Origin of the sequence: Amycolatopsis taiwanensis DSM 45107 (assembly GCF_000519205.1) — a bacterium.
Classification (GTDB): Bacteria; Actinomycetota; Actinomycetes; order Mycobacteriales; family Pseudonocardiaceae; genus Amycolatopsis_E; species Amycolatopsis_E taiwanensis.
In genome coordinates this window covers 227,873-239,300 of sequence record NZ_JAFB01000015.1, presented here as the reverse complement: position 1 = coordinate 239,300, position 11,428 = coordinate 227,873, and the positions used below count along the sequence as shown (strand labels likewise).

At 69.7% G+C, this 11,428-nt stretch carries 9 protein-coding genes and 1 tRNA gene; 7 read left to right on the top strand and 3 right to left on the bottom strand.

Annotation, left to right across the window (positions count from 1 at the left end; all coding sequences use genetic code 11):
* Positions 1–254 precede the first annotated feature (254 nt).
* A tRNA-Thr gene (locus tag A3CU_RS0114560) sits at positions 255–327 on the bottom strand.
* A gap of 133 nt (positions 328–460) precedes the next feature.
* Here A3CU_RS0114560 and A3CU_RS0114555 point away from each other — a divergent pair.
* From A3CU_RS0114555 to otsB, 3 genes are all read left to right on the top strand, one after another.
* The gene (locus tag A3CU_RS0114555; protein ID WP_027942912.1) at positions 461–1,975 is read left to right on the top strand and encodes a threonine/serine exporter family protein; all 1,515 of its coding nucleotides are present in this window, start codon (positions 461–463) and stop codon (positions 1,973–1,975) included.
* A 287-nt stretch (positions 1,976–2,262) separates the two neighbouring features.
* A complete protein-coding gene (locus A3CU_RS0114550) occupies positions 2,263–3,705 on the top strand; it encodes an alpha,alpha-trehalose-phosphate synthase (UDP-forming) (RefSeq protein WP_027942911.1) in 1,443 nt (480 codons plus the stop codon).
* 55 nt (positions 3,706–3,760) lie between these two features.
* The gene (gene otsB / locus A3CU_RS0114545; RefSeq protein WP_027942910.1) at positions 3,761–6,289 is read left to right on the top strand and encodes a trehalose-phosphatase; all 2,529 of its coding nucleotides are present in this window, start codon (positions 3,761–3,763) and stop codon (positions 6,287–6,289) included.
* Between the two features lie 109 nt (positions 6,290–6,398).
* On the opposite strand, the gene radA is transcribed toward otsB, so the two are convergent.
* Positions 6,399–7,778 (bottom strand): DNA repair protein RadA, encoded by a 1,380-nt coding sequence (radA, locus tag A3CU_RS0114540; protein WP_027942909.1) that lies wholly within the window; start codon positions 7,776–7,778, stop codon positions 6,399–6,401.
* A gap of 74 nt (positions 7,779–7,852) precedes the next feature.
* Positions 7,853–8,410, bottom strand: a complete 558-nt coding sequence (locus A3CU_RS44820; RefSeq protein WP_342668912.1) for a copper chaperone PCu(A)C domain-containing protein — start codon at positions 8,408–8,410, stop codon at positions 7,853–7,855.
* A 276-nt stretch (positions 8,411–8,686) separates the two neighbouring features.
* Between A3CU_RS44820 and A3CU_RS0114525 the strand changes: the two genes are divergently transcribed.
* The 4 genes from A3CU_RS0114525 to A3CU_RS0114510 are packed head-to-tail and all read left to right on the top strand — an operon-like array spanning position 8,687 to position 11,168.
* Positions 8,687–9,178, top strand: coding sequence for a CarD family transcriptional regulator (locus A3CU_RS0114525; protein ID WP_027942908.1), 492 nt, complete (start codon positions 8,687–8,689; stop codon positions 9,176–9,178).
* A gap of 43 nt (positions 9,179–9,221) precedes the next feature.
* Positions 9,222–9,890 carry an IspD/TarI family cytidylyltransferase gene (locus tag A3CU_RS0114520; protein ID WP_245617077.1) on the top strand — a complete coding sequence of 223 codons (669 nt, stop codon included), beginning with the start codon at positions 9,222–9,224 and terminating at the stop codon, positions 9,888–9,890.
* A gap of 34 nt (positions 9,891–9,924) precedes the next feature.
* Positions 9,925–10,410 (top strand): 2-C-methyl-D-erythritol 2,4-cyclodiphosphate synthase, encoded by a 486-nt coding sequence (ispF, locus tag A3CU_RS44815; RefSeq protein WP_043841118.1) that lies wholly within the window; start codon positions 9,925–9,927, stop codon positions 10,408–10,410.
* Between the two features lie 59 nt (positions 10,411–10,469).
* The gene (locus tag A3CU_RS0114510) at positions 10,470–11,168 is read left to right on the top strand and encodes an HAD family hydrolase (protein WP_027942930.1); all 699 of its coding nucleotides are present in this window, start codon (positions 10,470–10,472) and stop codon (positions 11,166–11,168) included.
* Positions 11,169–11,428 lie beyond the last annotated feature (260 nt).

Below are 11,428 nucleotides of genomic sequence, written 5' to 3'. Positions count from 1 at the left end.
TGCATGGTCGTGATCGTGTTGTCCCAGCCCCACCCGGGCTGATCGAAGATCGACAATGGCTCGTCGGTATCAGCACACGCCTGGCGAGTAATAGCGAAACATCGCCGTTAAGCTCGACGGGGTTTGCCCTGGGCGGCAGCCGAGGATGGTGGCGACGGCCCGCGGCGGCCACCGTCCCGGCCGGACCGGGGCTACTCCAGACCAACCCGCGACCAGGGAGTTCCCACCTCGGAGAACTCCCTGGTTCGGCGCTGAGCCGACTAGGGGACTCGAACCCCTGACCTGCTGTTTACAAGACAGCTGCTCTACCAACTGAGCTAAGTCGGCCGGTCGCGCGCCATCGTAGCAAGTACCCCGATCGAGGGTTTAACGGCGAAGTGGCGCACGCCACGGGTCCGGCCCCGTTACGACCTTGCACCGGGTGGCGATGCTCACGGTGGGAATGGGAGGTGGAAACCGCATGACGAACATCCAGCACGCCGGCGGACAGGCGAACCGCGGGCGCGGCTGGCACAGCCAGGAACCGCCACGGGATCCCGCCGTCGACCGGAACAACCGGCGCAGGCGGGCGACCATGTCACATCGGTGGGCCTGGCGCAGGCTCGACGGATCGGCCGGGGAACAGCCGGCCCCGGCGGTCGGTGCCGAGCACGGTCCGGCGCTGCCCGACGACGGGACCGTCAACTTCGTGCTCGACCTGGTGCTGCGCATCGGCGAGGTCCAGATGGCCAGCGGCGCGGGCGCCTCGGACGTGACCGCGACGATTCTGGCGCTGACCTCGTCCCTCGGACTGCCGCACTGCGAAGTCGATGTCATCTTCACGTCGATCACCGTCACCTGCCACCGGGGCACCGAACTGGCCCCGGTCAGCGCGCTGCGAGTGGTCCGTTCGCGGAGCCTGGACTACACCCGGCTGTCCGAGACCGAAATGCTGGTGCAGCAGATCATCCGCAACAAGGTCGACGCGAAAGAGGCCCACGCCGAACTGAGCCGGATCACCGCGGCGCCACATCCGTACCCGCGCTGGGTGGCGACCCTGGCCTGGGGCGGGATGGCCTTCTTCGTCACGCTGATCCTGGGCGGCGGGCCGACGGTGGCCATCGGGGCCTTCTTCATTTCCGCGCTGGTGGACCGGCTCGGCCGCCTGCTCAACAAGTACCTGTTGCCCTTCTTCTTCCAGCAGGTGGTCGGCGGCCTGGTGGCCACCGGCCTGGCCACCGCCATCGTCAACACCGGAATGGTGCCGATGCGGTTTTCCACTCTGGTCGCGGCCGCGGCGATCACCGTGTTGCTGTCCGGGCTGTCCACGGTTTCGGCGGTGCAAGACGCGATCACCGGTTACAACGTGACCGCGGCCGGGCGCACCATGGAGATCGTCCTGATGAGTGCCGGGCTGATCAGCGGCGTCGCGCTCGCCCTGAACCTCAGCAAGGCGGTCGGACTGGAGCAGGCGATCCCCGAACTGCCGTCGCAGACGGCGCTGGGCCTGCCGTTGGTGACCGTGGCGGGCGCGGGCACGGCCGCCTGCTTCGCGCTGGCCAGCTACTCGACGCTGCGCGCCCTGCTCGTGGCGGCCGCGGCGGGCGCGATCGGCGCCTTCGTCTACAACGGTCTGGTGCTGGCCTCGCTGGACTCCATCGGCTCGTCCGCCATCGCCGCGACGCTGGTCGGGTTCTGCGGCGGGGTGCTGTCACGCCGGCTCAGGGTCACCCCGCTGGTCGTGGCCGTTTCGGGGATCACACCGCTGCTGCCCGGGCTGTCCACCTACCGCGGCCTGTACGAGCTGGCCACCGAGGCGACCGGGATCTCGACGCTGATGCGCGCGGTCGCGATCGGGCTCGCGCTGGCCGCCGGGGTCGTGCTCGGCGAGTACCTTGCCCAGCCCGTGCGGACCCGACTGGGCAGACTGGAACGTAAGCTGTCCGGTCCCCGGATGGCCGGGCCGCTGCGGCCGGCCAAGCGACGGCTGGAGTGACCGAACACATGAGCCGCCCGGCCGGGCGGCGAACAGAGTAGGTGCCCCACCGCGCGGTCGATCGTCACTTCGGACACGGGATAGTGTCGGAGGCGGTGAGCAAGACAGAAAGCGGTGACGTGAGCGAGCGCTATGTCTAGTCGCGGCAATCAAGGTGACCAGCACGCGCGCGCCGTTGTCCCGCCATCGGGGCGGCGGGGCGCCCGAGCCGAGCACGTGACTCGCCCTCAGATGGAGCGCCCCGTCGACACGATTGCGGTCGCGCGCAAACCCGCGGAGGAGAAGACGTGAGCGAACCAGCGATCGGCCTGTCTTCGGCGGACTTCGTCGTGGTGGCCAACCGGCTGCCCGTGGACCTCGAGCGTGCGGCGGACGGCACCCAGCGCTGGACGGCGAGCCCCGGCGGCCTCGTCTCCGCGCTGGAGCCGTTCCTGCGCTCCCGCAAGGGCGCCTGGGTGGGCTGGCCGGGCGTGCCCGGGGTCGAGGTCGACCCGTTCACCGACGAGGGCATGGTGCTCTACCCGGTGACGCTGACCGACGATGACGTGCGCGACTACTACGAAGGCTTCTCGAACGCCACTTTGTGGCCGCTCTACCACGACGTTGTCCAACCGCCGGTGTTCGACCGGAAGTGGTGGGAGTCCTACGTCAAGGTCAACCGCCGGTTCGCCGAGGCCAGCGCCAAGGTGGCGGCCGAGGGTGCCACCGTCTGGGTACAGGACTACCAGCTGCAACTGGTCCCGAGCATGCTCCGCGAGTTGCGCCCGGACCTGCGGATCGGGTTCTTCCTGCACATCCCGTTCCCGCCGGTCGAGCTGTTCATGCAGCTGCCGTGGCGGGCCGAGATCGTACGCGGGCTGATCGGCGCCGACCTGGTCGGTTTCCACCGTCCGGGCGGCGCGCAGAACTTCCTCTGGCTCGCTCGCACCCTGGTCGGTCTCGAACCGAGCCGGGGCGCGGTCGGCGTGCGGTCCCGGCCGGGCCTGATGCAGGTCGGCAACCGGACCGTGCGTGTCGGCGCCTTCCCGATCTCGATCGATGCGGCCGGGCTGGACAGCCTCGCCCGCACCAAGCAGGTCGTCGAGCGCGCGGCGCAGGTCCGGCGCGATCTCGGCAATCCCAAGACGCTCCTGCTGGGAGTCGACCGGCTCGACTACACCAAGGGCATCGACCTGCGGCTGCAGGCCCTGCACGAGCTGCTCCACGAGGGCCGGATCCGCCCGGAGGACGTCACGTTCGTCCAGCTCGCCACCCCGAGCCGCGAGCGGGTCGGGCACTACCAGCGCATGCGCGGCGAGATCGAGCAGATGGTCGGCCGGATCAACGGCGAGTTCGCGCGCGTGGGGCACCCGGTCGTGCACTACCTGCATCAGTCGGTCAACCGTACGGAGCTTGCGGCGTTCTTCTCTGCGGCCGATGTAATGGTCGTGACTCCGCTACGTGATGGGATGAACCTGGTCTGCAAGGAGTACGTGGCGTGCCGCCACGACCTGGGCGGCTCGCTGGTGCTCTCCGAGTTCGCCGGCGCCGCCGCGGAGCTGACCAGCTCGTTCCTGGTCAATCCGCACGATCTCGATGGGGTGAAAAACGCTCTCGAGGCGGCTATTACGCTCGACCCTGCTGAGGGCAGACGTCGGATGCGTGCCTTGCGTCGTCAGGTCCTCACTCATGACGTAGACCGGTGGGCGAGATCGTTTCTGGAAGCACTGGGGTCGGAAGCGCTCTCGTGAGCCTCGCCCGCCTGCCAGACTGACATTGACATGCTTGAGCTTCTGAGGAGAAGTATTGACCGCCGAGTCTTTGCCCGCCGAGCTGCGGCGTGCGATCGTGCAGATCGCCCGCACGCCGCGACTTCTGGTCGCGTGCGACTATGACGGGACGCTGGCTCCGATCGTGAGCAATCCGGACGAGGCGCGCCCGCTGCCCGAGTCCGTGGGGGCGTTGCGTTCGCTGGCCGTATTGCACGAGACGACCACCGCAGTCATCTCCGGCCGGGCCCTGCGGGACCTGGCCACGCTGTCGCGACTGCCCGCCGAGGTGCATTTGGTCGGCAGCCACGGCTCGGAGTTCGACATCGGCTTCGTACACGCGTTGGAAGCCGGGGCGCGGGAGAAGCTACGCCGGCTGGAACACGAGCTGGAAAAGCTGGTCGACGGCGCGCCGGGAGTACAGCTGGAGGTCAAACCGGCGAGCATCGCGGTGCATGTCCGGCGGGCCGAGCGCGACGAGGCCCACCGGATCCTCGACGAGATCCACAAGGGACCGGGTACCTGGGACGGGGTTTCCACCACCGACGGCAAGGAAGTCGTCGAACTCTCGGTGGTGCAGACCGACAAGGGCCGGGCACTGGACACGCTTCGCCACCAGGTCGGCGCCACCGCGGCGATGTTCCTCGGCGACGACGTGACCGACGAGAAGGCGTTCGCCCGGCTGTCCGGGCCCGACCTGGGCGTGAAGGTCGGCGACGGGGAAACCCTTGCGGCGTACCGGATTCGTGGTGCCGAGGAGGTCGCGACCGTACTCGCGTTCATCCTCGAGGAGCGGCGGAACTGGCTCTACGGCGAGCAGGCGCCGCCGATCGAGCGGATGTCCATGCTCTCCAACGAGCGTTCGGTCGCGCTGCTCACCCCGGACGCGCGGCTGACCTGGCTGTGCCACCCCGGGCCGGACGCCCCCGCGGTGTTCGCCGATCTGCTCGGCGGCGTCGGCGCCGGGCACTTCTCGATCAAGCCCTACCGCAACGGCCTGCCCCTGGGGCAGCGCTACCTGCCGAACACGATGACCGTGGAGACCCGCTGGTCACGGCTGCTGGTCACGGACTACCTGGAACCCGGCGGCCCGGCCCACCGCACCGACCTGGTCCGGGTGATCTCCGGTTCGGCGGCGGCGACCGTGGTGTTCGCGCCACGGCCGGAGTTCGGTGGCGTGCCGGTGCGGCTGGTGGCCGAGGAGGACGGCCTGCGCGTGCTCGGCACCTCCGAGCCGATCGTGCTCCGCGCGCCCGGCGTGACCTGGGAGATCACCTCGGACGGGCTGCACGACTCCGCTTCCGCGCTTGTCCAGCCCACCGCCGACGAGCCGGTCGTGCTGGAACTTCGTTGCGGCACCACGGAACTCGGCCCGCATGAACTGTCCGAAATGGAGCGTCGGACCAGGGCGGGCACCTACTGGAGCGGCTGGGCGTCCGCGCTGAAGCTGCCAAATGTGGAGACCGAACTGGTGGCGCGCTCGGCGCTGACGCTGCGCGGCCTGTGCAACAGCGACACCGGTGGCGTGCTCGCCGCGGCGACGTCGTCGCTGCCCGAGGAGATCGGCGGGGTCCGCAACTGGGACTACCGGTACTGCTGGATCCGTGACGCGGCGATGACCGTGCGGGAACTGGTCGGGTTGGGTTCGGTCACGGAGGCCGAGGGCTACCTGAGCTGGCTGCACGGCGTGCTCGAGACCCTGGCCGGGCCCGAGCGGCTGCACCCGCTGTACACGATCGCCGGCACCCAGCTGGGCGCCGAGGCGGTGATCGAGTCCCTGCCGGGCTATGCCGGTTCGCGGCCGGTCCGGGTCGGGAACCTGGCCAACCACCAGGTCCAGCTGGACGTGTTCGGCCCGGTCGTCGAGCTGGTGTGCGCGCTGGCCGAGGTGCGCGGCGAGCTGCGCGACCAGGACTGGGAGCTGGTGCAGGCGATGGCCGAAGCGGTCAGCCGCCGGTGGTCGGAGCCGGACCACGGCATCTGGGAGGAGCGGCACGTGCCGCGGCACCGCGTGTACTCGCGCGTGATGTGCTGGGTGACCATCGACCGGGCGATCAAGCTGGGCGAGATCTACGAGCGCGAAATCCCCGCGGAATGGCCCACGCTGCGTGCCGCGATCGCCGAGGACGTGCTGACCCACGGCTGGAACGAAGAGGTGCAGGCGTTCACCACCGCCTACGACGGGACGGACCTGGACGCCGCGTCGCTGTTCGTCGGGCTCGCCGGCCTGCTCGACCCGGCGGACGAGCGGTTCCAGTCGACCGTGACCGCCATCGAGGCGGAACTGCGCAGCGGGTCCACCGTGTACCGGTACCGCCGCGATGACGGGCTACCGGGCGGCGAGGGCGGGTTCCACCTGTGCGCGGCGTGGCTCATCGAGGCGTACCTGCTCAGCGGCCGGCGGACCGAGGCGGAGGAGCTGTTCGAGCAGCTCATCGACGCAGCCGGCCCGACCGGCCTGCTGCCCGAGCAGTACGACCCGATCGCCGAGCGCTCCCTGGGCAACCACCCGCAGGCGTACTCCCACCTCGGCCTCATCCGCTGCGCCAAGCTCCTGTCGCAGTGACCTCTGCGGCGGCGCGGCACTGGCATGAGTGACCCGTTTCTGTCGAAATGCGGCATGAACGGGTCACTCATGCAGGCAGATGTGTCCAAATTGTGCTTCGCGAAGCCTTTCAGGCGTGCGCGGCGGCGTTGAGGGCGTCGGCGATGTGGCCGACCTCGAGGACGCGGATGCCGTCGGGCACCTTGCCGGGATCGGGCGGCACGATGGCGTGCGTGAAGCCGAGGCGGACCGCCTCGGCCAGCCGCCGGCCCACCCCGGTCACCCGCCGGATCTCGCCCGCCAGCCCGACCTCCCCGATCGCGACCAGGCGCGGCGACAGGGTTTTGTCCTCCTTCGAGGACGCGATCGCCAGCACGACCGCTAGGTCGACCGCCGGCTCGGTCACCTTCATCCCGCCGACGGTCGCGGTGAACACGTCGTGCTTGCCGAAGTTGACCTTGGCGTGCTTTTCCAGCACCGCCAGGACCATGCCCACCCGCGCCGAATCGAGCCCGCTCACCGCGCGCCGCGGTTGCGGCAGATTGGTGTCGGTCACCAGGGCCTGCACCTCGCACAGGAGCGGCCGCTTGCCCTCCACGGTCACCGTGATGGCCGTGCCCGGCACGGCGGTGGTGTGCCGGTTCAGGAACAGCCCGGACGGGTCGGGCACGCCTTCGATCCCGTCGTCGCGCAGCTCGAAACAGCCGATCTCGTCCGCGGGGCCGAACCGGTTCTTCACGCCGCGCACCAGGCGCAGGGTGGAATGCCGATCACCCTCGAAATGGAGCACGACGTCCACCAGGTGCTCCAGCACGCGGGGCCCGGCGACCGAGCCTTCCTTGGTGACATGGCCGACGAGCACCACCGGCAGGCCACGCTCCTTGGCCAGCGCGACCAGTCCGGCGGTCACGGCACGCACCTGCGTGACCCCGCCGGGTGCGCCCTCCGCCTGTGGCGAGGCCATCGTCTGCACCGAGTCGACGATCAGCAGCCCGGGCTGGACCGTGTCGACGTGTCCCACGATCGCGGACAGGTCGCTTTCGGCGGCGAGAAACATCTGGTCGTGCAGGTTCGAAGTGCGCTCGGCGCGCAACCGGACCTGTCCTGCCGACTCTTCCCCGGTGACATACAGGCTCGGCGCGCCTTCCCCCGGTCGCCCGGGCGCGCCGCCCGCCGCCCACCGGTAGGCGACCTCCAGCAACAGGGTCGACTTGCCCACGCCGGGCTCTCCGGCCAGCAGCACCACCGCGCCCGGCACCAGCCCGCCGCCGAGCACCCGGTCCAGTTCGGCCACCCCGGTCGGGCGAGCCCGCGCCGCCTCCAGGTCTACCTGGGCGATCGGCCGGGCCGGAGCGCTGGGCGCGCCCGCGGCCACCCTGGCTATCGCCGGTCGTCCGTCGGACCGCTCCTCGATGGTGCCCCAGGCCTGGCATTCGGGACAACGGCCGACCCATCGGGACGTCTCGTACCCGCATTCCGCGCAGCGGTGGCTGGTGCCCTTCTTGACCACGGCAGAAAGTTAGCCGATCCCACCGACAATCCGGGGAACCCGCCCGGGGCAGGCCCCGGGGCCCTCAGACGCCGTCAGGCACCGGCCCCGGGCGTGGGAGGCGGGCAGGAAAGCGTTTTCGTCGGCGCGCCGACCGGCAGGTTGACGGTGACCGAGCCGGCGTCGCGGAAGGCGAAGGTGACCGGAATCGTCTGTCCTGGCCACACGACGGACTTCAGCCCGTTGAGGGTCACGTTCGCCTGGCCGACCCGGTTCTGAGTGCCCGCCAGCGAGTTCGCCTCGTTCGCCGTGCCCACGACGAGCGTGCTGCCGGCGACGACCGTCTTCTGCCCCTCGATGGCGGCACTGGTCGCGTTCGCCGAGCTGACCGAGACCAGTTCGTCGTCGGCCGGGCCGGTGTTGGCGATGGTCAGCTGCAGCGGGGCATTCGACCCGGCCGGGTAGGCCTGTTCGCACGTGTCGCGGTTGACCAGGGTTGCGTTGCGCACGAACACCGATCCGGCCTCTCCGGCCGCGCCATCGGCAGCGGGCAGGATGGTGCTGGTCTGGGTGATCTGCCCCGCGCCGCAGCCCGCAAGCACCAAGGCGGCCCCAAGGCCGAGCACGGCCGAGCTGAGCACACGACGTTTCACGGTCTTCAGTCCCTCCTAGAGGCCGCGATTTCCACTGCGCAGACTAGCTCGACCGTTTCCGGGCGGCGGAACCCGGTGCCACCTGGCCCACCTGAACCGTCCACAGTGGATTCTTGATCATCCGCGGAGTCACCTGCATGAGCACGCCGCCGCCAGGTTTGTCAACCCCCCGGAGCACCGCCAACAGTGCCCTGACCTGCAAGGACGATCTCGGCCCGCTAGGTGGGCGCTCGCGCGGCGTGTTAATATGGACGCAGCGAAAGGGGCAGAGGACACATGGTTTTCAAGGTCGGAGAGACCGTCGTCTACCCGCACCACGGTGCCGCACTCATCGAAGCCATCGAGACCCGTGTGATCAAGGGCGAGGAAAAGCAGTACCTCGTCCTCAAAGTCGCGCAAGGGGATCTCACGGTTCGCGTGCCCGCCGACAACGCCGAGATCGTCGGCGTGCGGGATGTCGTTGGCCAGGATGGTCTGAACCGCGTTTTCGACGTGCTGCGGGCGCCGCACACCGAAGAGCCGACGAACTGGTCTCGACGGTACAAGGCCAACCTGGAGAAGCTCGCCTCGGGCGACGTGAACAAGGTGGCCGAAGTGGTGCGCGACCTCTGGCGGCGAGAAAAGGATCGTGGCTTGTCCGCGGGCGAGAAGCGGATGCTGGCCAAAGCGCGGCAGATCCTGGTCAGCGAGCTCGCACTAGCCGAGGGCACCGACGAGAGCAAGGCCGAGACCCTGCTCGACGAGGTGCTGGAGACCGCGACGGTCTGAGTCCAGCCACGGTGCCCGGCAAGGGCGCGGGGTGGCACACGAGGTGACCACCGAACGCGCCATGTCCACAAGAGTGCGGCCAGAGCCGCCGATAAGCATGCAGGTGGTCGCTCTTCTGGTCGCCGATATCGATGCCATTCGCGTCGCTGTTCGCGGTGAGCCGCTGCTCGCCCACGCGATTCGCGGCCTGGCCGAGTCGGGTTGTGTTGATCACGTGGTGGTGGCGGCACCAACTGGGGCCGAATCGATCGTACGGGCAGTACCCGGCGCACGCTGCCGGGTACTGCCCGCGGCGGCGACCCGTGCCGACTCCATCCGGTGCGCCCTCGAGGCGGCCGGAAGTTGCGATGTCGTCCTCCTTCACGACGCGGCGCGTGCGTTCGTTCCGGCGGCCACGATTCGCTCGGTCGTCGAGGCTGTCAGGCGTGGGGCAGAAGCCGTCGCTCCGGTAGTACCCGTGACAGACACGGTCAAACTCGTCGGCGCGGACGGCGTCATCACGGCCACTGAAGACCGCACCCGCCTGCGCACCCTGCAGACGCCGCTCGGCTATGCCCGAAATGCCCTGCGCGATGCCTGCGCCCGTGGTATCGACCCGATGTCGTTTCCTCCCGGTACCGTGCGGACGGTCGCCGGACATCCGAACGCGCTGCGGCTGGCCACGCCGTTCGATGTGGCCGTTGCCGAGGCGCTGCTGGCACAACAAGCATGAGCAGCGGCGGCTCGATGGACAGGGACGGAACAAGGTGAGGATCGGCACAGGGACTGACGTGCATCCCGTCCAGGAGGGCCGGGAGTGCTGGATCGCGGGGCTGCGCTGGGAAGGCGTGCCCGGCTGCGCGGGACACTCCGACGGCGACGTGGCGGCCCACGCGCTGTGCGACGCGATGCTTTCCGCAGCCGGACTCGGGGACCTCGGTGTCGTCTTCGGCACCAGCGACCCGCGGTGGGAAGGCGCGCACGGGCCGGAGTTCATCGCCGAGGTACGCCGGCGCGTCGAAGCCGCCGGCTGGCGCCTTGGCAACGCCTCGGTGCAGGTCATCGGGAACGCGCCCAGGATCGGCACCCGGCGCGCGGAAGCGCAGGAGGTGCTGAGCAAGGCCGCCGGTGGACCGGTCAGTGTCAGCGGGACGACCACCGATGGCCTCGGGCTGACCGGACGTGGCGAGGGCATCGCCGCCGTGGCCAGCGCGCTGCTGGTGCCTCCCCCGTTGTCAAGTGCTGCCGAGTAGGCGACGGCTGCGTCACATGTCGCCGACCGCGCCACACTCTCCCGGTTAACCTGACCGGCGTGACGATTCAGGCCGTGATGTTCGACTTCTCCGGCACGGTCTTCCGGCTGGAGCAAGACCCCAGCTGGCTCGCCGAATTCACCGACGACAACGGGGCCGCCCTCGACATCGAGGCCCGGACCGAGATCATTCGCCGGATGACCGCCCCCTCCGGTCAGGTCGTGGAGCTTTCCGAGGAGTACCAGTACGCCTGGGAGAACCGCGACCTGGATCCCGCCCTGCACGTGAAGGTTTACCTCGAGGTTCTGCGGAGGTCCGGGCTGCGGCCGAAGCAGGCCGAGGCGCTGTACGCGCGGGTGATCGACCCGGCCGAATGGACGCCCTACCCCGACGCCGAAGCCGCGTTCAAAGGTCTGGCCGGCAAGGGCCTGAAGGTCGGCGTGCTGAGCAACATCGCCTTCGACATCCGGCCGGCGTTCGCCGCCCACGGCCTGGACGGCTACGTGGACGAGTTCGTGCTGTCCTTCGAGGAAGGGGCCATCAAGCCGGATCCGGCGATCTTCCGGACGCTGCTGGAGAGGCTGGGCGTGGCACCGGAAAACGCGCTCATGGTCGGCGACAGCGAGGAGGCCGACGGCGGGGCAAGGGCCCTGGGCTGCCGGTTCGCCCTGGTGGAACCCCTACCGACGGTCGAGCGCACCGACGGCCTGCTCACTGCTCTGCGGGAGCACGGAATCGGCGTAGAAGGCCGTTTCTGACCGCGTTTTCCGGGGCCACCCGGGTCACGCGAGGAGGATGCTCTTGCCGATCGTGGTGCGCTCCTCGAAGTCCTGATGCGGCGTGGCGGCCTCCTCCAGTGGCCAGGCCCACCGCGGCCACACAGGGCGAACGCCTCGTCCCGCAGCGCTGCCGAGCGCTCCGCGGCCAATGCGGTGGAGGAGAAGCCGGTGACCTGCACGCCACGGTGATACACCTGCCGCGGGTCGGCCCGGGATGCCTCGCCACTGGTGGTCCCGTA

Bases quoted from the DNA above. Each gene is read 5' to 3' on its own strand.
- A3CU_RS0114555 (WP_027942912.1), top strand. From the start codon at position 461: ATGACGAACATCCAGCACGCCGGCGGACAGGCGAACCGCGGGCGCGGC.
- A3CU_RS0114525 (WP_027942908.1), top strand. From the start codon at position 8,687: ATGGTTTTCAAGGTCGGAGAGACCGTCGTCTACCCGCACCACGGTGCC.